A 20808-nucleotide genomic window follows, 5' to 3' on the forward strand; every position below is an offset into this window, starting at 1 on the left:
CCAGGAAAACACAATTTCTCCTCAAGGAAGCTACAGAATCTTCTGGGCAATTGAAAGTTTGTGCGATACTACAGAAGATCCTGTAGCTAAATATTGCACCACAGGCGATGAGTCGCTGTTGAATTGCACAATGCCATTAAAGGTTCTGACCATTTCTAGACTTTTGATCCGCTGTATCCAGCATCAGACGATTAAACTGACAATTTGAAGTTCTGAACCGACCTGTCAATTGTGAAGGTGTACATTAGAGATGTCACTTTGCTTCTAGACTGGACGCAGAACTCGTGATTAGGAGGGCTGTCATTGACTGAGGAGAATAAATCAACTCTGACAACGATGTCGCGTAAAGAGTTACGGGAGTTAGTCCGCTCGCAACTGCAAGTTTTATTAGAACGAGGAGATTTGCAAGCGGCTAAAACGATTCTCGTCCCCGTACAACCGGCCGATATTGCTGAAGCCATTGAAGGTTTACCCGAAACGATGCAGGTGATTGCTTTTCGTCTATTATCCAAAGACGAGGCGATTGAAGTCTACGAACAACTTGACTCTAGTGTTCAGCAGTCTTTGTGCGAAAAATTCAAACGCCAGGAAGTGATTGACATTGTTGATAAAATGTCACCCGATGATCGCGCCAGGCTGTTTGAGGAGCTACCTGCGGCCGTTGTTCGTCGGTTGGTGTCTCAACTCAGTCCCACTGAACGTCAAACCACAGCGTTGTTACTGGGGTATGAAGCCGGAACTGCCGGACGAATTATGACCCCAGAGTATATCTCTTTGAAGGAGCATTACACGGTTGGTCAAAGTTTGGAGCGAATTCGCAGTTTAGCCAATGTCACCGAAACGATTTATTCGCTTTATGTGACTGACTCGGATCGAAAATTAACCGGAATTCTTTCCTTGCGAGATTTAGTGACGGCTCAACTTGATCAAACTATTGGTGAAATTCTCAACCGGGATTTGGTTTGTGTACAGACGGATACGGATCAAGAAGAAGTGGTTCGCATTATCCAACGTTATGATTTTCTAGCGATTCCGGTGGTTGATAGTGAACAGCGACTGGTGGGGATTATCACCGTTGATGATGTGCTAGATATCTTGCAAGAAGAAACCACTGAAGATATTTATGCGCTCAGTGGGGTGCAATCTGAGGGAGATAATTATTTCCAAGCGAGTTTGTTAACGGTGGCTCGCCGACGGGTGATTTGGTTATTGATTTTGTTACTAACTAATAGTGTTACTGGCGCTATTCTCAAAATGCAGCAAGATCTCCTGCAACAAGTTGTGGCGTTGTCGTTCTTTATTCCGTTATTAACGGGAACTGGGGGAAATGTCGGCGCTCAGTCTTCTACCGTTGTGATTCGCGGGATGAATACCGATGAAATTCGGGCGATGGGGCCATTACAAGTGATTTGGCGGGAAGGTTTAGCAGGTGCTTTACTCGGGACAATTTTAGGGGTTTTAGCAACCGTTTGGGCAACTGTATTTATTGTTGAGGGGAATGTATCTATTGCTTTGTCTGTTGGGATTAGCTTAGTAGCGATTTCGATTTTGGCATCGGTGGCGGGTTCAGCTTTGCCGTTTTTATTTCGCACTTTGGGGTTAGATCCGGCGTTAATGTCGGCTCCGTTTATTACAACGGTAGTTGATGTTCTCGGTGTTTTGATTTACTTCAATTTAGCTCGATTGATTTTGCAACTCTAACTAAGGTTATGAAAATTCACAGTGGGCTAGCAATTGTTGAGTCGGCTTTTCTTGCCCTTGCTATTATTGGGATTGTGGCGGTGACTATTGGGGGGTTTTCCCTGATTATTGCTGTCATTCCTTTGACTTTTTCTTTAATATTTAACCAAATTAATCGATATCATTTCGCCCAACAGCAGCACAAAAGTACCGCTCACTTGAAAAAATTGTTTGATCATGATCGGGTAATATTAACGGAATTGATTGAACAGTTAAAAACGCTTCAGTCTTCTTCCCCATCCTGGGTTTTAGAGCAATGGCATCCCAATCATTCACCCGAAATGACTCAACCGGGTGTTGAAACTGAGACTAATCATTCCCTATTTCCCAGTCTGCTCGAACGACAAGTGCTTCTAGAACAAACGGTTCAAAAGGTACAACAAGAGATTGAGATGGTTGTGGTTAACTTTCAACGCCGACCTGAATTAGAACAAATTGAGCATCTCACTAGCGTGATTGTTGATTTACAACAGTTTATCAATCAATTGCCTCAATGGGGTCGATTACAACAGCAGCAGTTGACAGAACTTCGCGATCGCGTTGAGTCAGCGTTAAATGAGTTGTCCCAGGAAATGGCCGAAATTCCCCCAAGGGTAGAACGAGTACACCCACATTCAGCTCCTCGGACTGCTTCTCCAGAGCCGAACCCTAGCGATCGCGATTCTTGACTATCTGGAGAGTCAAAAAATTAGATAGAGTTAAGATATCTATAACTCCTACACAGCTTGGGTTTGAAGATAACGTTGTCGGTCGTTCTCCGTATTTTCACGGATTGTTAAAATTAACTGCTCCCAAAAGATCAGTATAATCAACATTTTCAACAGGGGTAGGTTCTCGATATTATAGTCTTGGTAGATGTGAAGCTCGTTTTCTCTCCCCGGCCCCAGAAGTCGGGGTTTTTGTTGTTGTACATTGCCACATTATTTGTCATCGGTAACAAATTCGTGTCGTCTTAACAAATTAGGTGTCGTCGAACTGCCAGTGACAAATTATTGTCATCGGAGCGAAACGAGCTTCACATCCTTTCAATCCACCTTAATAATAACTCTTCGCCTCTGGGTTATCTTTGGGAACTGTCGTTGTGGCTGTTATTAATGTTTCTAGCCATTTCTGTCCCGTTAAATCTCTGCCTTGGGGAAGGCGACCTTCTAGTTGCTCTTTGAGTCGTTGGATTTCAATTTCCTTTTTTCGATAACGCTGAGAAAATTTTTCTATTTCTTCGGGTTTTTCACTCATTTTTAGACGATTTTTCAGAAGATAACAAATCGCACTTCGGCTGAGAATATCTTCGGTTTTGTTGTAAGTCTCAAACAAAATATCTGTCGGAGATTGACTCCCTTTATTTTTCTTTATTTTGCCTTTTCGGGGGCTTTTTCGGGGGCTTTTTTTAGGTGAAGGTTGGTTCTTTTGAGTTTCTACGGAACTCAGAATTTCAGTGGCGTAAGCGCGAATTTCTTCGAGGGTATGGTTACTTTCAGCTACCAACTCTTCATCGCTCTTGAGCATGGACAACCAATGAATTTTTCTATCCAGTTTTCGCTGTAGTCGTTGCTGTACCGCAAGCCAAGATTTAAAAATATAATCCACTAACGAGATCGCACTGGTGTAAAACCGTCCGGGTTGACCCTCGAAACGTGGATCGCTTCTGAGGGGTTCACAGAGTTTTTTGACTATCCCTGCGGGAATTTTGCCTTTTCGTCGCCAGGTTTCAAAGTCGGGATGCTGACTAATTTGAGCGATCAGTTCGTTAACCAAAGGTGTATTGCGATCGCTCATCAACTTCCACAGTTGTTGACGGACGTTTTGAGGTGCAACGAGGCGACAGTGGACGGTAATGATGCTCATGCCCCAATTAAACATTTTAGTTCAATACAAACATAAATGTATTATAGCGGCTTGCTATAGACTTGTGTGTATGGCAGAACAGTTTTTTACCAGCAAACAAGCGGCTGAAATTACAGGTTGTAGTCTCCGTCAGTTGCAGTATTGGCGGGAGAAGGGGGTTGTTGTGCCAAGTATTAGCGCAACGGGAACGGGGCGAAGTATTTATTACTCCCGTTCGGAGTTGGTGGAGTTGGCAGCGATGCAATATTGCTTATCGGTGGGGTTGAGTTTTGATGCGGCAGCGACGACTGTGAAGCGGTTGGAGGAAAAGCAACCAGAGTTTACGAACCCAAGTTCGCAAGAGCGGTTTATGCTGTACTGGGATAAGCAAGAGCGATCGCTTCAACTGGTAGACTTTGATATGGATAAGGCGATCGCATCACTGAAAGCGGGTCAGCCTGTGATTCCGATATGCTTGGATCGGATTCACGATACCATAGCTAATAAATTAGGCAATTGAGAGTGGTTAAATTATTAGCAAGCATTAACAAATAGAATGAAACTAAACTTAATTATCTTAATCTCATTTTCTTTATAATTTCTTGATACACTTGCCCAAATATCTTTTCACGCACTAATCTTCCAAACTCTTCATTATCATTAATACGCTTGAACATTTCAAAATTGCTATCAATCATCGTTTGAAGCACGGCATCAAATAATGCGTCGTGAAAAAGCTGAACATTCTCACGGGTGTTAACTCTTGCACTAGCTTGTAAGCTTTGATTAGCAGCAAGCCGAGTTTTTAATTCTGCAAAAAAAATCAGATCGCCTTCAGTAAAATCTGTGCCAAAGCGTCGATTAATGTCGGCAATAATTTCGGAGAGAGCCACTTTCTCTGGGTCAGTTAATTCAGTAGGTTCTAACTCTGCAAATGGATCTAGCTGACTAGCTCCAGATTTGGGTGAAATTTTGCCGCTAAAAGATTTTTGAATGCGGTAGCTTTCCAAATCAGCATACTCAGCAACGTTTAGAGATGATTTCTGGCTTTCAGAAGGTAATGCTCGTAATAGAAGACGTGCAAACAAATACAACCTTTCTAAGTCGGCATCTTTGAAGGTGATAACCTGAGACAGAAATGCGTATAGCTGGATGAACGATCGCAATCTATGTTTAAATTCCATACGCTTTTCCAGGTCTGGTATGTAGGCGTATCGACCGACAATTACTCGGAGGAGAGGTTGGAGTTTAGCAGCTTTTTCACCTTGACGTAGATAAAGTTCAGCAATCTCCGCCACTTGCTCAGTAGTGTAAAGGTTAAAAGTTTCTAGCACTGCCTGTAAATCGTAGAGCTTGTTAGGGTCAGTACCTTTGCTGAGAATGGTTGCCTCAAAATAGGGTTTAAAGGCGCTTTGGATATCATCAACATGATTGGCGAAATCTAGCACCATTGTTTCAGTTTTGTGAGGATGGGTACGATTAAGCCTACTGAGGGTTTGGACAGCTGCAACACTACTCAAGATTTTATCGACATACATCGTGTGTAAAAGGGGTTGATCGAAGCCAGTTTGAAATTTTTCTGCCACGATCAAAAAGCGGTACTCTGGCTTTTTAAATTGTTCTGCGGTTTGTTTGTCGGAAAAGCCATTCATCTGAGCTTCGGTATAGTCCAGATTGTTGTAATTCACTATGCCAGAAAAGGCAACTAATGCTTTGATAGGATAACTCTGCTGTTTCAGATAATCGTCAAATGCTTGTTTGTAGAAAACGGCATGGAGGCGACTACGAGTAACAATCATGGCTTTTGCTTGTCCGTTTCCGCTTTCATCTGGTATCTGGTGGCGGGTATTTTCCCAAAAATGTTCCACCATGAGGGCAGTTTTACGGGCAATTGTGTACTGATGTAATTCCACATAGCGACGCAGTAAACTGATGGCTTTGCCTTTTTCGTAGCGAGGATCGTCGGCAGCGATTTTGAGTAAATTGAAATACGTTTCAAAAGTGGTGTAATTTTGCAAAACGTCTAGGATGAAGCCTTCCTCAATCGCCTGCTGCATCGTGTAGAGATGAAAAGGTTGGAAACTGCCATCAGGTTGAGGTTGTCCGAAAATTTCTAGAGTTTTCTGTTTAGGCGTAGCTGTGAAGGCAAAAAAGCTCAAATTAGGCTGTTTCTGCCTTGCTTCGAGGCTCTGGTTAATTAAGTCTTCTCCTGTTTGGGATGCTTCCGCTTCTAGCTGTTCAGCTTCCTCTAAACTTTGAGCGCGTAACACTTCTTTTAGACTCTTGCTGGCTTCACCAGATTGAGATGAGTGAGCTTCATCAACAATAATGGCAAAATGTCGCCCAGTGAGTTGATTTACTTTCTTAACAATTACGGGAAACTTTTGCAAGGTACAGACGATAATTGCAGAGCCAATGGTGAGGGCTTCGACTAATTGATCGCTGTGTTTATCAATAACTACAACAGAACCAGGAGATTGCTCGAATTGACGGACAGTAGTTTGCAGTTGGCGATCGAGTACCCGCCGATCAGTAATCACAATCACCGAATCAAATATGCGCTGATTTTCGGTGTTATGCAGAAATGCTAAACGGTGCGCTAACCACGCGATCGTATTACTTTTACCACTTCCAGCACTGTGCTGAATCAAGTAGTGCTGTCCAGTTCCATATTCGCGAGCATGAGCCGCTAATTTCTTAACTGTATCGCGCTGGTGGTAGCGAGGAAATATCAGTTGTTCGCGCCGCGTACCATTTCGATCTTCAACGGCTAGATGAATGAAATTACCGATGAGATCCAATACGCTATCGGGAGAGAAAACATCTTCCCATAGGTAAGCACTAGCATAACCATTGGGGTTAGGTGGGTTGCCTGCTGCGCCATTATAACCTCGGTTGAAGGGCAAAAAGTAGGTGCTTTTTCCTTCTAGGCGAGTAGTCATCCATACTTCGTCATCGTCTACGGCAAAGTGGGCGAGGGAGCGTTTGAATTGTAGTAAAGGTTCGTGTTTGGGGTCGCGATCGCGCTTATACTGTTCGCGGGCATTTTCTACAGTTTGTCTGGTCTGTTTGTTCTTCAGTTCAATAGTGAAGATGGGTAAACCATTGAGAAACAGCACCAGATCGATCGCATCTTTGGTTTCAATTGCACTGTAATGGCACTGGCGCACAGCACTGAGAATATTTTTGCGGTAGAGTGCCTGATGTTCGGAATTGAGGGTACTGACAGGAGCAAAATAGGCAAGCTGGAAATAGCAGCCATAGTCTTTGATACCGCGTCGAAGAACGTCAAGAGTGCCACGCCGATCAATTTCACGATTCAGTCGGTTAAGAAATTTCTGTCTAACAGTCGCTTGTCCGTGTTGTTCTGTTAGTTTTTCCCAAGTGTCAGGTTGAGTAGCGGTGATAAATTCAAGTAGCAATTCCCAATCCAGGCAGAGATTTTTATCGTAATGAGAATCTTTACCTTTTGATTTAGAGGTACGAAAGCGATAACTATGTACATTACATAGATAATCTTCAATATAGGCTTCAAAGGCTTTTTCGGAGATATCCATACTAAGGAGCGCCTAGCAGGGCGTTAATTTGGTCTAACTGTTTTTGCAGAATTTGAATTAATTTTTCTTTGTCATTTTTTTCATCAATATGGTCTTGTTTTGGACGTGCCATAGTATCAATTTTGTTGATCCGCACCTGAAGTTTTGCAATTGTATTTTTGAATTGTTCGCGTAACGAGCCGAAAAAACGATCGCTAACAGTATGAACAAGGCTGTGTTCTACTGAACGCCTTTCAAAATCATATTTATGCCCTTTCTTAAGAAGTTGTAGAGCTGCCTCATAAGGCTGGCTGAGTTCTCGATGTCCAAGTGACGCAGTTTGCTTGAGGCGCAGTACCCCTATTTGACAGCGGACTGTATGTTTACTCTTCACTTCATCCGAGAAAGTGGGAAATAAATGGTCTACCAAATCGAACATCGCACATAATGCACTCAAGCATTTTTCATCATTAATATCTAATCCACTTAAATTTTGATCGTGATAGAATTTATTACGAGTTTTATGCCGTATTAATGCTTCATCAAGCAAGTTGGTTGCAGGATTAGGAGGAGTACCAACAGGAGCAGTTGTAGGAAGTGCGAAAAATGGTTTTACATCATCAATGACTCGATCAAAAGTATGGCGGGCATTAGGATCGTTGGCACTCCAGTGACGTATTAAAGGAAAAGATACTAAATGATTTTGCAGAATGGGAACACCTGTTGTACCACGCCCCAATTCATTACTAAGTTCGTCAATGTTTAGTTTTTCTTCAAAGTAACGACGCAAGCTGTCCTTATGATTTCTAGAAGTTACTAAACTGGCACTTTCTAAATCTATTTGGCAATTTACCCGTTGCTCATAAACTTTTTCTTGTAGGAATACCTTAAGAGATAGTTCTATGATATCATCTACCAAAATATAGGCAGTTCGCACCCGCCCAGGTGCAGTGATGAAGTAGACTTCATTAGTCGTTTGAATAAGTTCGATAATGTCATCCAGTCTAGACATATTTATGCTGCACCTCGTTCTACTTCTTCACGCACATCAATTTTGCCTGTAACAGCAGCAGTTATCAAAGATTGACGATATTTTGTAAGTTCTGAAATACTGGTAGCCGTTTTATCAATTAGTTCATCTATTCGGATGTTTACTTTGTCTAAGTAAGTTGCAATTTGTTTTTGAATTGCTATGGGAGGACAAATACTAAACAAACCACCAATACGCTCAATATTAAGATTCATCTGCGTATTCAAAGTGGCAGTTTTTACCATCTCTGATTTCATAGCTGTTAAATTATAGTAAAGGAAATCTAAACAGTAGTTTCTAGGCAAAAAGCCTACAATACTATCTGGGAAGCAAGCAGGAAAATCTAGAATGGCTAAATCTCCAATATTAGCAGCAATAGTCATAACGAGAGTCCCTTTAGGAAACTCCTTACTGACGGATAAACCTAGCTCATTTAATGTTTGTTGATAGCTAGTAATATATTTGTTAGCTGCTGAAATATCTCCCGTTTGTATAAATGGGTAATTACCATCATAAAATCTTGGATCGTTGCGAGGTCTATGAGTAAATTTTCCTCTTACTATTTGAGCGATATATTTAAGTTTTTTGACCTCCCAGTTCCTTGGAACTTTTCCTAACCACTCAACGCCTGAATCTTTCATTGGGAGTTCAGGCTCAAGTCCTTTAGTTACAGCATTGGTAATGATAGCAGTACGTTTTTTTTCGAGTAAGTTGATTAGTTCACATTTTTTGGTGATGAGAGTGTCGATGCGGGTGGTTTCGCGATCGAGAAAAGTAGCGATTAATTTTTGTTCTTTAAGAGGGGGTGTTAGACACTGCAAATTTGCCACTTGATTAACAGTAACAGCATCATATATACTTCCTGTAGCTCCAGAAACAAGCTCAACTTTACCTATCTCCAAAAAGTAGCGAGTGAAAGTTTTATTGAATACATTTATTTTTGGTCTAATTGCACAAAGACCGCGCCCAATTCCATAAACTTGATCGGCAACATTAATTTCTCCGACTGGTGCGCGTACAGATAAAAGTAAATCATCTTTTCTTGCGTACTTCTTGGCACTTTCACAAGACAAGCGAGGATTGGGATTTATTATTCCAAATTCAGCAGTTCCTTGTAGAAAGGGTACTCCAATTTCTTCATAATTGTAATCAGTGGAATCTGGGGATTGTCCCATAATCAAATCAGCTATAAATTTCAACTTTCTTAATTCCCAATGTTCGGGAATATTGCCTAACCATTCCACACCCGAAGGCTTATCAGTTGAATAGGATTTGTACTTCTTCATACTCGCACCTTCAATAATGCAGCGATTTCCTCTTCCAGCTTGAGTATTTTTTCCTCAATTACTTCTAGCGGTTCTGGTGGCTGATATTTATAGAAATAACGGTTAAAACTAATTTCATAGCCTATTAAACCCGTTTTTCCATCCTTTTCATCCTTAAATTTCTCATCAATCCACGCATCCGATATATATGGCTTCACCTCACGGGCAAAGTAATCGTACACATTCTCTTTAAGGGGTACATTCTCGTCATAGATAGACGGTGCCCATTGCAGAGGTACGTTTTCATAATCCCTTAATTCTGGATCGGGTTCATAACCCTCACCCTTTTTCGCTGGCACGGGTTCAGCATTCTCATCCCGTTCCGTCAAAGCCTTAAGAATGGCATTTTTAACAGATTCTTTTAACTTGAAAGGTTTTAGAGTTTTGTCCAGTAGCGGTAAAAACTGTTTCGGATCGGTAGTCACCTTTACTGGTAATTGCTTTAGTGCATTAATAATCCTTTCCTGCCAATCTTTACCAGCTTCAATATCTGCTTTTTGATCTTCCTCTTTCTTCTTCTTGCTTTCTGCCAATGCTGCAAAACCAGACTGTTCCGGCAAACGGGCAAGTCTTTCTGGCGCAGCACTAAAATTCAATCGCAGAGGACGTTCTACTTTAATACGCCGATAACCAAAGTCCTCATTATCAAAAATCAGGCAATTATCACCCGTTGAAAAGGCATGATAGATGTTAGCAATCTCGTTATACTGTTCTTCCGTAATTTCGTTGCGCTTGTTGCCCAAGCTTTTCCGCATTTTTTGATAAAAATTAACCGCATTTACAAGCTGAATCTTCCCTTTCCGCTTGTTACTCTTACGGTTATTAAGTACCCAAAGATAGGTACTGATGCCCGTGTTGTAAAACAACTGATCCGGCAAGGCGACAATACCCTCTAACCAATCATTTTCAATAATCCAGCGACGAATATTGCTCTCTCCACTCCCAGCATCACCTGTGAATAAAGGCGAACCATTAAAGACAATTACCGTGCGACTGGGTTCTTCCTTCGCTCTCTTACTCAAGATATGCTGAAGAAACAGTAGCGAGCCATCATTAATACGCGGTAAACCTGCCCCAAAGCGACCATCAAAACCCTGAGTTTCGTACTCTCGCTTGATGATGTATTGTACCTTCTTCCAATCCACACCGAAAGGCGGGTTTGAGAGCATATAGCGAAAACGGCGTTCAGGATACCCATCCTCACTAAAACTGTTTCCAAAAGTAATTCGGCGAGGGTCTTCACCTTTCAACAAAAAATCTGATTTAGCTACCGCAAAAGCAGTCGGGTTAATTTCCTGTCCAAAAAGATGAACCTGCCCAATTTTCTGATACTTTCTTGTCTGGATATCGTGAATGTATTCCTTTGCCTCAGTCAACATTCCACCAGTTCCACAGGCAGGGTCGTAAATTGTCAGAATGTTATCAGGATGAAGCGTAGGGTCGTCTTCAGGAAACAGCAACCTTACCATCAATCGGATTACTTCACGGGGAGTAAAATGTTCTCCTGCTGTTTCGTTGTTGTCTTGATTGAAGCGATAAATCAGGTGTTCAAAAATACGCCCCATTTCCAGGTTGTCAACTCCAGTACCGTCCTCTCTCGGCGGGTGTAGATCGATCTTAGTAAATTCATCAAACAGAATGGGCAGCAGATTTGCTGTGTTTAAACGAGACACTTGACGGCGGAAATCGAACTTTTCAATAATGTCCAGCACATCTGGACTGAAGCCATTCAGGTAGTTAATCAAGTTTTGTGCTAGGTTAGGGCGATCGTCAAGTAATCGCCTCCAGTAATATTCCGATGTGTTGTAGACAGGCGAATCTCCAGCAGCAGCCCTCAGCAGTGGATCTAAATTCTCCAGCTTGCCATGATACTTATTCCATTCGTCGCGTACCGCTTGGCGGGTGTTCTCCATTGCCTGATCGAGCCGACGCAGAACTACCATCGGCAGAATTACGTCAGGGTATTCCCGCCGCTGATAATTCCCTCTTAGGAGGTCAGCGATTTTCCAGATAAAGTCGGCTGTTGCTTGGAAGTTGCTCACGGGTCTTGGTTCTCGATCAGGGCTTCAATTGACAACACGAGATTGACCAACTTGAAGCCTATTGCATTGATACATCTAATACTATTTAACAGCTTATTGGGTAAGTTTTTGCATATTTAGCCATTTCTTCAAACTCCATAAAGCAACGCTGACACCATCCATTGACGGGCCGCCTCTTCGAGCTTTGCACCGTAGGTTTTGCGATCGCAGGGTTCGCTCAAACTCTCGATGATTTCTAATTTAAGTTTTGCTTCATCAGAAAGCTCTGATGGGAAGACCTGAGTTTCCCCAGAGGATTCACTCTCAGAATGCGGATCATTTCCCTCTACAGAAGTTGCCACTTTTATTTCTCTAGTTTGTACAGAAATGTTTAATTGGAACACATACGTTCATTATAATGCCAATGACAGTCAATGTGTTAACAAGATACAAAAACCCAGAAAATAACATTTTCCGGGAAATGACATTTAATTTGTTAAAAACCTGGGAAATGACATCTAATTTGTTAAACTGTAGCGATCGCCTACGAAGGCGTAAAATGCAGAAAAAAATCGCTGTAATCGTTATTGTAGGGAGATTACAGCGATTTAATATTTCGACGACACTAATTTGTCATTGAATGGCCAGTGAAAAATTTTGTCATCCATTTACTGAAAGAGGTGTACCTTGAGCCTACAGAGGGGTTTGGGGTGTTGTTGCAGTTGCTCTAATCAATCAAAAAAGAAGGGTAATTTATGAATTACCCCTAAATAAATGACTGCTACTTCAATTTTTAATACTTGCGTTCTTGGGGTTCAAACCGAGTAATACTCACCGGACGATAAGACAAATCAATGCCAGCAGGAGAATAATAGGCTAGGGTATGCTTCAAGAAATTAGGATCATCGCGTTTCGGATAATCCTCTCGACTGTGCGCCCCTCGACTTTCTAAACGGTTTAATGCTGACGTCAAAATCATCTGACCGACAATCATAATACTCCGCAATTCCAACGCTTCAATAATCTCTGTATTCCAAACATTATCTTGGTCATCGAGATAAATCTGTTGATATTTCTCTTGTAATTGCTGAATTTTAGTTAATCCCTCTTGCATGATTTCTTGAGTTCTAAACACCCCACAATGTTCGGTCATTGCATCTTGGAATTCTTGACGAATTTCCGCAATCCGATAACCGCCTCGTCGGTCTAATAACGCTTGAATTTGTTCTTTGGCATCCTGAAGATAACGCTGTTCATCGACATCCGGTAACTTTCGACCCTCAACAAATCGAGCAATAGCCGCCCCGGTTCGTTTTCCATAAACCACACATTCAAGTAACGAATTACTCCCCAAACGGTTAGCGCCATGAACCGATACACAAGCCGCTTCTCCGGCTGCAAAAAAACCATCGACAAGATTATTACAGGGATTAACAGACTTGTCTTTGGGGTCAAACTTAAAATCAACAGGCAACCCCGGCCCAATAATCACCTGACCATCGGTATTTGTCGGAATTCCGCCCATAGAATAGTGAACCGTCGGACGAACAGGCATCGGTTCATCGACTGCATCTACTCCCACAAGTCGATGCGCTTCCTCCCAACAAAATGGAATCCGACTCATAATTTTTTCTCGTCCCATGTGGCGCAAATCCAGATAGATAAACGGCCCACCCGGACTCCCATCTCGATGAATTCCTCGTCCGGCGCGAATTTCTAGGGTAATGGCTCTCGAAGTAATATCACGGGGCGCCAACTCCATTTTACTGGGGGCATAATTGGCCATAAAGCGTTCCCCTTCGCTGTTAATCAGATAGGCACCTTCACCGCGAACCGCTTCGGAAATCAGCACCCCCACTGGATACAACCCTGTCGGATGAAACTGCACAAATTCCATATCTTGCAATGGAACTCCCGCCAACGCCGACATCGCTAACCCGTCGCCTGTAGAGGCATAATCATTAGATGTGGTGTTAAACGCTCGTCCATAACCGCCTGTGGCAAACATCACCACTTTTGCTCGCATGACGACAACTTCACCATTCTCGATGTTGTACATCACTACGCCTTTGGCTTGAGCGTCTTCTAAAATTAAACGCATGATGTACCATTCATCGTAGATTTGTACCCCGTAGCGCCGTAAATTATTCACCAGTTCGTGGAGAATGGCGTGACCTGTTTTATCGGCTGCGTAACAGGTGCGGTTATGAGTATGACCTCCAAAAGCCCGTTGAGCGATGCGACCATCTTCTAGGCGGGAAAATAGCACGCCCATGTGTTCGAGGTCGATAATCACATTTGGGGCTTCTTGGGCGAGAATTTCCACCGCATCTTGGTCAGCGAGGTAGTCTGAACCTTTAACGGTATCGAAAGCGTGAGCTTCCCAAGTATCGGCAGAGTCAACATTTTTTAGGCTGGCTGCGATTCCCCCTTGAGCCGCAACGGAGTGGGAACGAATGGGATGGGTTTTGGCAACCATCGCAATGTTGAGACTGGGGTTCATACGAGCCATTTCTACCGCAGCTCGACTTCCTGCTAAACCCCCACCGACAATTATGACATCATGTTCTAGCATAGTTTGTGAATCGTGAATAGAGTTCTCCTCGTTCTTCTATGTTGACCGAAATAAAAGCGGGATACAAGCCCCGTCCTTTAGGACGGTTAACCTAGATTGATTCACAGTTATTTAGGTGTACGTTGATTAGCTACATATCTAGGCTTTCACTTGTTAATATTTGTTTCCGGTACTTGACTACACAGACGAGCGTGAATCTTGAGGTCTGTAATGCTGTGTCTTCCTTTCCTTAACTCCATTGTCGTTGTTGCAGACCAATGGTACAATTATACCATGAAATCAAGATACCAGTACCGAATCTACCCAACAACTGAGCAACAAACCAAATTGGCTAAACTTTTTGGTTGTTGTCGGGTTGTATGGAATGATGCCTTAGCGCATTGTATTGAACTCTATAAGTCTGGAGAGAAGAAACTGAGCAATTCTCAACTCCAGAAAAAGTTCATCACCCAAGCCAAGAAAATGGTAGAACGGGAGTGGTTGCGCATAGGTTTCTAACATCCCTTTGCAGCAATCGCTTAACGATTTAGAGCAAGCTTATAATAACTTTTTTAAGTCGTGCAAAGGTAAGCGGAAGGGAAAGAAAGTTAGACCACCTAAGTTTAAAAAAAGAAACACTAAACAATCAGCTAGATTTAGAGTTGGTGGTTTCAAATTGAAGGAAGACAAGATATCTTTATCCAAAATTGGTAAACTAAAGATTATCTGGTCAAGACCAAAGCCCAATCCTCCTTCATCGGTTACTGTAATTAAAGATGCAGCCAACAGATACTTTCTTAGTTTTGTTGTTGAAATCAATCAACAACTATTGCCTGAGTCACCCAATAATGTAGGAATTGATTTAGGAATCAAGACGTTTGCTGTACTAAGCACCGGAGAAAAAATAGACGCACCAAAACCCTTAAAGTCTAAAATTAAACGGCTTAGAAAACTTAACCGCAATCTATCTCGAAAACAGAAAGGTTCCAATCGGTACGAACGAGCAAGAGTCAGGAAAGCCAAGCTCTATGCTCGGATGAAAGACACCCGTAAAGACTTCCTGCACAAATTGTCAACCCGAATAATTCACGAAAACCAAGTGATTGTTTTGGAGGATTTAAACGTTGCAGGGATGGTCAAGAATCGCAAGCTATCTAAGGCTATTAGCGATTTAGGATGGAGACAGTTTAGAACTTTTCTTGAGGGTAAGGCTGAAAAATATGGTCGTGATTTTCGAGTAATTAGCCGTTGGGAACCCACAAGTCAAAAGTGTTCGTATTGCGGTTTTGTTGGTGGCAAGAAGTTAGACCTTTCCATCCGCGAATGGACTTGTTTAAATTGCGGAACAGTTCACGACAGAGATAGTAACGCAGCAGTTAATATTTTGGTCGCCGGAGGACATTCGGAGACTCTAAATGGACGTGGAGGCAAGCGTCAGACTTTTGTTAAAGAAGCGGCAGCCGTTGAAGCGTCAACCCACCTAGAAAAACCTGTCCAGTTATCAATATTTGATATTTTGCAGTAGGTTTTCTGTTAGGAATCCTCTTCGTTCACGGAGAGGAGGATGTCAATCACAGAAAAACCTCCCTATCCAAAAACAGGGAAGTTTTAACAAAAAAATAAAGATTGGTCGTTAGAAATTAGGGCTTCACTCTAGCCTGCGGCTTCTGCGGGTCGTGGGGTAATCATATCGTTAGCATCGGAGAATTCGTCTTCGGTCGAATCAATCGGGGTCATTTCGATATGGTTGAGTAGAGTGGTGACAAATGCAAATAGCAGGAACGGTAAAGAGAGTACCACGATTAAACCGACTGTTGCTAAGGCGTAGATTTGGCGAGAGGTACTCCACAATGCTAAAGCAGATGCAAGAGTGAGAAAGATGACAATCAGCCAAATCATGATTTGACCGTAAATATCACCAAAGCTTAGGGTGCAACTAAAACGATATTTTTGCAGGTTATTCATTAGAACTTCCTCGTTAAGATTCTTTCCCCCCCTGAGTTGGGAATGGGGAGTTTGGACAAGTTAGTTTTGTTTGTTGAGTCTATCGAGTTGTTGCTGGCATTTAGCAAACGGCTTTCAAGACTACAGACGACAGCTTCTTAGTTAGTTTAAGAAGTTGGACTGAAATTTTTGACAACATTGCTTTAAATTTTAAGGTTAAAGCGATACACAGGGGGAGAGCCAATTCTAAACATTTTAATAAGACTTGTTACTAAACTTTACAGAAAACCCGGCGAAAAGTGAGCGAACTTGAAGTTATTCAGTTACAATTTATACAAAATATCAATAATATTAGGCATTTGCGATCGCCATTTCACAACACTAAGGAATCTTAAAAAGTGGATCGAGAGCAGTCATTAAGAATCGAGTTTTATTGGGTTTGATATTATATTTAGATGAAACAAATCTCAACGCTTTTGGATGGTTTTAGGATCATAATTTTGCCGAGATAATTTGCCTGTTACTACCCAATTTCGCACGATCAATCCCAGAAAAATACCCGAAATAAACACCATCCAAAATAGAGTCGGTGATTGTGTCTCTAGTCCGGAGGGTAAATTCATCCCAAAGACACAAGAAATAGCCGTTAATGGAAAGAAAATTGCAGCTAAGAGATTTAATCGATGAGCTGAACGAACTGATTCTAAACTTAATTTTGTTTGTTCTTCTGACTTCTTTGCCATCGCAAAATCAAGGGCAGCTTTAGTATTTTGATAGAGTAAATTTAAGGTTCTTTCGATATCATAAGCTTCATCTCGAAAGTCAATTAAATCTCGATCTGTCGGAATCGCTTCTCGGGCGGACTGTAATGTTGAGTGTAAATTTTGGGTCGCGAGTTGCAGAGGGGCTAGATTTTCTAAGATCTGAAAATAATCTTTAGAAGTTTTGGCTTGAAAGTATTGCTGTGTTAAATTTTCTTCGGCTAAATTGTAGGCTTTGATCTGCTGAATTAAGAGTTTAAAACCGACACCTGTTTGACTCGCTTGCCAACGACCATCCGGTTGACGCCAGAAAAAAACAGCTTCTCGTTGACGATTACCCGGTTGAGGGGCTTGATGCAAAACTAAGAGTAAATGACCATCAGCCACCATCGCCCGTTGTTTTCCTGCACTCTTTTGGCCAAATCGATCGCGAATTTGATCGGGAATAGCCCAAGTGGACGGAAGTTGCATGAGATGTTCCTCTCTATACACCGATATTCTACTTGAAATTTTTAACAAAAATCACAAAAATTCTGGGGATTGCTAACTTAATTGAGGGCAAAAATGGTAAAATTCTCTCAAAAGTTCACAAAGAGCAATAGATTTTAGGTAAATTTTAGTCTAATGAAAGATTTATTTCTCACTTGGTTAAATCGTCTGTTAGTGTTTGATGTTTTTCTGGTTTTATTCAGCTTTTTTTGGTTAGTGGTTGCCGTTATTGGTCGTTCTCTCGATCTTTCCTTGGGTCTAGACCTGTGGTACAAGCTCTGGGAACCTGTTTTTACTCCCGCTTTGGGGATTTTGATGGGGGGAGCGATTTTAAGCGGTATTATCAGTCAAATTTCTAAGCGACTCAACAAGCAACTCTAAGCAATAAACAATTACCAGTAGACAGTTAACCGTGTTCAGGTCAAAATTAGAACTTCTGTTTTCTGTCTGCTCATTTTTTCACTTTGACTTTAGCACAGCAATTGCTAAATTCAGTCCATAGAGTTGTAAACTTTGATTAAAAAAAATTATTTTAATTAATAAGAGTTTATTTATCTCAGTTTTAATTTAAAGTTTTCTTTGTTAAGCCTTTCTTCAAGAGTTGACCTTCCCCTCAAAAGAGAAGACTGTGATATACTCATAATTAGTCAGGGAATTAGGAAAAAGTGAATGCCAACCTATTTTTGATCAAGAGTAAATCCCGGCGGATAAAGATTAGAGAAAATTAGAAATTCTTGAGTAATTATGCGGATCAATCTTCCGATCTGTTCTCAGAGTTTTAACACATTAAATTTTTAGAAATCTATAATTAAAGTTCAATATTTTATTTTCAATTAATGGGATCAAAAAATCATGAAAAATATCGATGTTGAACTGAAAGCCCGTAATCTCATTCATTTAGATCAAGAACCGATTCAAATCTCCGGTCAAGTACAGCCGCATGGCATTCTTCTAGTGTTGGAAGAACCCAGTTTAAAAATCTTACAAGTTAGTAAAAATACTCAATCTGTTTTTGGAATTTCTCCGGAACAGATGCTCGAAAAAACCTTAGAAGATTTGCTTGATCCCTTTCAAATCGAACGCATTCAAACGGGATTATTCCAAGACAACCTAGACTATCTCAATCCTACTAAAATTTGGATCAGAATCAGAGGCGACGAATATGTTGTCTTTGATGGAGTCTTTCATCGCAATAGTGATCATTTTTTAATTCTTGAGTTGGAACCTGCAACCTCTCAAGAAAATATTCCTTTTTTGAGCTTCTATCACTTAGCTCGAATGTCAATTAACCAACTGGAAGAAACCGCCAGTTTGCATGAATTTTGTCAAATTATCGTCCAGGAAGTCCGAAAAGTCACCGCATTTGACCGAGTAATGCTTTACAAATTTGATGAAGAAGGGCATGGAGTGGTCATCGCTGAAGACAAAATAGAGGAGTTAGAACCCTATCTCGGACTGCATTATCCTGAGTCTGATATTCCCAAACCTGCTCGGAAACTTTTAACGGAAAATTGGATTAGAATTATTCCAGATGCCCAAGCCCAAGCCGTCGCCTTATTTCCTGATAAAAACCCCCTGATCGAACGTCCCTTAGATCTCACCCATTCCACGCTGCGAAGTGCATCTTCTTGCCATTTACAGTATCTCAAGAATATGGGAGTCGGCGCTTCTTTAACCATCTCCCTAATTCAAGACGGACAACTTTGGGGTTTGATAGCTTGTCATCATCGTACCCCCAAATATGTCTCCTATGAATTGCGGAAAGCGTGTGAATTCTTAGGTCGAGTCATCTTCTCTGAACTGTCTTCCCGCGAAGAAACCGAAGACCATGACTATCAAATAAAACTGACCTACATTCGGTCTGCTTTAATTAATTTCATGTCTCGAGATAAAAACTTTATCGAAAGTTTAATTCGCTATCAACCCAATCTTCTCGAGGTCACAAATGCTCAGGGTGCTGCCATTTACTTTGCTGGAAAGTGGACAACTCTGGGCGCAACTCCCAAAGAAGAAGATCTCAACTTTTTAGTGCAGTGGTTGAAGAAAAATACCGAAAAAGAAGTCTTTTCAACGAACTGTTTACCGCGCCTTTATTCTGATGCCGAACGGTTTAAAGAAGTCGCCAGTGGTTTACTTGCGATTACCATTTCCGAACGCAATTATGTCTTGTGGTTCCGTCCAGAAGTGATTCAAACAGTGAACTGGGGGGGTGATCCGACAAAAGCCATTGAAACCACCCATTGCGAAGGCGTGGTACAGTTATCACCTCGTAAATCCTTTGAACTGTGGAAAGAAACGGTTAAACTCCAATCTCTACCCTGGAAACCCGTTGAAATTAATGCGGCTTTAGAACTGCGAAAAGCAATTGTTAATATTGTCCTGCGTCAAGCCGATGAACTAGCCCAACTCGCTCATGATCTCGAACGTTCCAATGGTGAATTGAAAAAGTTTGCTTATGTCGCTTCTCACGACTTACAAGAACCCCTCAACCAGGTGGCAAACTATGTACAATTGTTAGAGATGCGCTATCAAGAAGAACTCGACGAAGATGCCAAAGAGTTCATCGAATTTGCGGTTGAGGGAGTCAGTCTGATGCAAACCCTGATCGATGATATCTTAGCCTACTCCAAAGTCGATATCCAAGGAGTTGAATTTGAACTCACCTCCGTCGGAACAGCTCTCGAACGAGCGTTGAGTAGCCTCCGAAGCCGCATCAGTGAAACTCGTGCTATTATTACTTCTGAACCCATGCCAACGGTGATGGCTGATAGTACCCAATTGATGCAATTATTTCAAAACTTAATTGGTAATGCTATCAAGTTTCGCAGTTGTGAACCTCCGGAAATCTATATCGGAGCGCAACGACTCGAAGATGCTTGGCTATTTTCAGTCAAAGACAATGGGATTGGTATCGACCCTCAATTTGCTGAACGTATTTTTATTATCTTTCAGCGCTTGCATACCCGTGATGAATATGCAGGTACTGGGATGGGTTTAGCAATTTGTAAAAAAATTGTTGAATGTCATCGAGGTCGAATCTGGGTTGAGTCTGAACTTGGTCAAGGTACAACACTCTATTTTACGATTCCAGTCGGAGGACAAGCGCGTGATCGGCGAAGCCCAGGAAAGAACCAAAATCATCTTTTTAGTTGAGGATAATCGAGGCGACATTCGCTTGATTCAAGAAGCCCTAAAACGGAGTACCATCCAACACGAAGTTGTGACGGTGAGAAATGGGATGGATGCGATGTCTTTTCTACATCGGGAAGGGGAGTATAGCGAAGCTCCCCGACCAGATTTAATCCTATTGGATTTGAATTTGCCTCGCAAAGACGGACGGGAAGTTTTAGCCGAAATTAAAGCAGACCCGGACTTAAAACGGATTCCTGTTGTCGTTTTAACCACCTCTAAAAATGATGATGACATTTCCCAAAGTTACAACTTACACGTCAACTGCTACATTACTAAATCTCGTAACCTGAGTCAGTTGTTTGAGATTGTCAAGGGGATTGAGGAATTTTGGCTAAAAATTGCCACTCTCCCCACAGAATAGAGTATTTTAAATAAAATCAAGTATGAGGAGG

Annotated in this window: 17 protein-coding genes; 8 read left to right on the forward strand and 9 right to left on the reverse strand. The window is 41.7% G+C overall.

Going from position 1 to position 20808, the window contains the following annotated elements:
- Nucleotides 1-336 precede the first annotated feature (336 nt).
- Nucleotides 337-1701: a magnesium transporter gene (mgtE, locus tag L8106_RS23140; RefSeq protein ID WP_009786906.1), complete on the forward strand. Its 1365-nt coding sequence runs from the start codon at nucleotides 337-339 to the stop codon at nucleotides 1699-1701.
- Between the two features lie 8 nt (nucleotides 1702-1709).
- Entirely contained in the window at nucleotides 1710-2408 is a 699-nt protein-coding gene (locus tag L8106_RS23145) for a hypothetical protein (RefSeq protein WP_009786907.1), read from the forward strand.
- A 367-nt stretch (nucleotides 2409-2775) separates the two neighbouring features.
- Here the strand turns inward: L8106_RS23145 and cas12k are convergent, their stop codons facing one another.
- A complete protein-coding gene (gene cas12k, locus L8106_RS23150; protein WP_156803796.1) occupies nucleotides 2776-3600 on the reverse strand; it encodes a type V CRISPR-associated protein Cas12k in 825 nt (274 codons plus the stop codon).
- Nucleotides 3601-3655: 55 nt separating this feature from the next.
- On the opposite strand from cas12k, the gene L8106_RS23155 reads away from it, so the two are divergent.
- Nucleotides 3656-4084, forward strand: coding sequence for a MerR family transcriptional regulator (locus L8106_RS23155; RefSeq protein WP_039897039.1), 429 nt, complete (start codon nucleotides 3656-3658; stop codon nucleotides 4082-4084).
- Between the two features lie 52 nt (nucleotides 4085-4136).
- Here the strand turns inward: L8106_RS23155 and L8106_RS23160 are convergent, their stop codons facing one another.
- From L8106_RS23160 to L8106_RS23185, 6 genes are all read right to left on the reverse strand, one after another.
- Nucleotides 4137-7121 (reverse strand): type I restriction endonuclease subunit R, encoded by a 2985-nt coding sequence (locus tag L8106_RS23160; protein ID WP_009786910.1) that lies wholly within the window; start codon nucleotides 7119-7121, stop codon nucleotides 4137-4139.
- Between the two features lies 1 nt (nucleotide 7122).
- Complete coding sequence (locus L8106_RS23165; RefSeq protein ID WP_009786911.1) at nucleotides 7123-8112, reverse strand: hypothetical protein; 990 nt, start codon at nucleotides 8110-8112, stop codon at nucleotides 7123-7125.
- A gap of 2 nt (nucleotides 8113-8114) precedes the next feature.
- Nucleotides 8115-9416 carry a restriction endonuclease subunit S gene (locus tag L8106_RS23170; RefSeq protein ID WP_009786912.1) on the reverse strand — a complete coding sequence of 434 codons (1302 nt, stop codon included), beginning with the start codon at nucleotides 9414-9416 and terminating at the stop codon, nucleotides 8115-8117.
- Nucleotides 9413-11497 (reverse strand): class I SAM-dependent DNA methyltransferase, encoded by a 2085-nt coding sequence (locus L8106_RS23175; protein ID WP_009786913.1) that lies wholly within the window; start codon nucleotides 11495-11497, stop codon nucleotides 9413-9415. The genes L8106_RS23170 and L8106_RS23175 overlap by 4 nt, the downstream gene beginning before the upstream one ends.
- A 128-nt stretch (nucleotides 11498-11625) precedes the next feature.
- Nucleotides 11626-11838 carry a hypothetical protein gene (locus L8106_RS33190; RefSeq protein ID WP_009786914.1) on the reverse strand — a complete coding sequence of 71 codons (213 nt, stop codon included), beginning with the start codon at nucleotides 11836-11838 and terminating at the stop codon, nucleotides 11626-11628.
- Nucleotides 11839-12269: 431 nt separating this feature from the next.
- Complete coding sequence (locus L8106_RS23185; RefSeq protein ID WP_009786915.1) at nucleotides 12270-14051, reverse strand: succinate dehydrogenase/fumarate reductase flavoprotein subunit; 1782 nt, start codon at nucleotides 14049-14051, stop codon at nucleotides 12270-12272.
- A 273-nt stretch (nucleotides 14052-14324) separates the two neighbouring features.
- On the opposite strand from L8106_RS23185, the gene L8106_RS34600 reads away from it, so the two are divergent.
- Nucleotides 14325-14549, forward strand: a complete 225-nt coding sequence (locus L8106_RS34600) for a helix-turn-helix domain-containing protein (RefSeq protein ID WP_369749496.1) — start codon at nucleotides 14325-14327, stop codon at nucleotides 14547-14549.
- 7 nt (nucleotides 14550-14556) lie between these two features.
- The gene (locus L8106_RS23190) at nucleotides 14557-15555 is read left to right on the forward strand and encodes an RNA-guided endonuclease TnpB family protein (protein WP_009786917.1); all 999 of its coding nucleotides are present in this window, start codon (nucleotides 14557-14559) and stop codon (nucleotides 15553-15555) included.
- Nucleotides 15556-15683: 128 nt separating this feature from the next.
- Here the strand turns inward: L8106_RS23190 and L8106_RS23195 are convergent, their stop codons facing one another.
- Together L8106_RS23195 and L8106_RS23200 are read right to left on the reverse strand one after the other, a co-directional pair.
- The gene (locus tag L8106_RS23195; protein ID WP_009786918.1) at nucleotides 15684-15995 is read right to left on the reverse strand and encodes a hypothetical protein; all 312 of its coding nucleotides are present in this window, start codon (nucleotides 15993-15995) and stop codon (nucleotides 15684-15686) included.
- A 446-nt stretch (nucleotides 15996-16441) separates the two neighbouring features.
- Nucleotides 16442-17206, reverse strand: a complete 765-nt coding sequence (locus tag L8106_RS23200; protein ID WP_009786919.1) for a CorA family divalent cation transporter — start codon at nucleotides 17204-17206, stop codon at nucleotides 16442-16444.
- Between the two features lie 153 nt (nucleotides 17207-17359).
- On the opposite strand from L8106_RS23200, the gene L8106_RS23205 reads away from it, so the two are divergent.
- The 3 genes from L8106_RS23205 to L8106_RS23215 all read left to right on the forward strand — a co-directional run bounded on the left by L8106_RS23205 (nucleotide 17360) and on the right by L8106_RS23215 (nucleotide 20777).
- On the forward strand, nucleotides 17360-17605 hold the full coding sequence (locus tag L8106_RS23205; protein WP_009786920.1) for a hypothetical protein: 246 nt from the start codon (nucleotides 17360-17362) through the stop codon (nucleotides 17603-17605).
- 471 nt (nucleotides 17606-18076) lie between these two features.
- Nucleotides 18077-20377, forward strand: a complete 2301-nt coding sequence (locus tag L8106_RS23210; protein ID WP_009786921.1) for an ATP-binding protein — start codon at nucleotides 18077-18079, stop codon at nucleotides 20375-20377.
- Nucleotides 20331-20777 carry a response regulator gene (locus L8106_RS23215; protein ID WP_009786922.1) on the forward strand — a complete coding sequence of 149 codons (447 nt, stop codon included), beginning with the start codon at nucleotides 20331-20333 and terminating at the stop codon, nucleotides 20775-20777. The genes L8106_RS23210 and L8106_RS23215 overlap by 47 nt, the downstream gene beginning before the upstream one ends.
- Nucleotides 20778-20808 lie beyond the last annotated feature (31 nt).

It is taken from the genome of Lyngbya sp. PCC 8106 (genome assembly GCF_000169095.1).
Taxonomy (GTDB): Bacteria; Cyanobacteriota; Cyanobacteriia; order Cyanobacteriales; family Microcoleaceae; genus Capilliphycus.

Excerpts from the sequence above, each read along its gene's own strand:
- mgtE (WP_009786906.1), top strand. The coding sequence starts at position 337 with ATGTCGCGTAAAGAGTTACGGGAGTTAGTCCGCTCGCAACTGCAAGTT.
- L8106_RS23145 (WP_009786907.1), top strand. The coding sequence starts at position 1,710 with ATGAAAATTCACAGTGGGCTAGCAATTGTTGAGTCGGCTTTTCTTGCC.
- cas12k (WP_156803796.1), bottom strand. The coding sequence starts at position 3,600 with ATGTTTAATTGGGGCATGAGCATCATTACCGTCCACTGTCGCCTCGTT.
- L8106_RS23155 (WP_039897039.1), top strand. The coding sequence starts at position 3,656 with ATGGCAGAACAGTTTTTTACCAGCAAACAAGCGGCTGAAATTACAGGT.
- L8106_RS23160 (WP_009786910.1), bottom strand. The coding sequence starts at position 7,121 with ATGGATATCTCCGAAAAAGCCTTTGAAGCCTATATTGAAGATTATCTA.
- L8106_RS23165 (WP_009786911.1), bottom strand. The coding sequence starts at position 8,112 with ATGTCTAGACTGGATGACATTATCGAACTTATTCAAACGACTAATGAA.
- L8106_RS23170 (WP_009786912.1), bottom strand. The coding sequence starts at position 9,416 with ATGAAGAAGTACAAATCCTATTCAACTGATAAGCCTTCGGGTGTGGAA.
- L8106_RS23185 (WP_009786915.1), bottom strand. The coding sequence starts at position 14,051 with ATGCTAGAACATGATGTCATAATTGTCGGTGGGGGTTTAGCAGGAAGT.
- L8106_RS34600 (WP_369749496.1), top strand. The coding sequence starts at position 14,325 with ATGAAATCAAGATACCAGTACCGAATCTACCCAACAACTGAGCAACAA.
- L8106_RS23195 (WP_009786918.1), bottom strand. The coding sequence starts at position 15,995 with ATGAATAACCTGCAAAAATATCGTTTTAGTTGCACCCTAAGCTTTGGT.
- L8106_RS23200 (WP_009786919.1), bottom strand. The coding sequence starts at position 17,206 with ATGCAACTTCCGTCCACTTGGGCTATTCCCGATCAAATTCGCGATCGA.
- L8106_RS23205 (WP_009786920.1), top strand. The coding sequence starts at position 17,360 with ATGAAAGATTTATTTCTCACTTGGTTAAATCGTCTGTTAGTGTTTGAT.
- L8106_RS23210 (WP_009786921.1), top strand. The coding sequence starts at position 18,077 with ATGAAAAATATCGATGTTGAACTGAAAGCCCGTAATCTCATTCATTTA.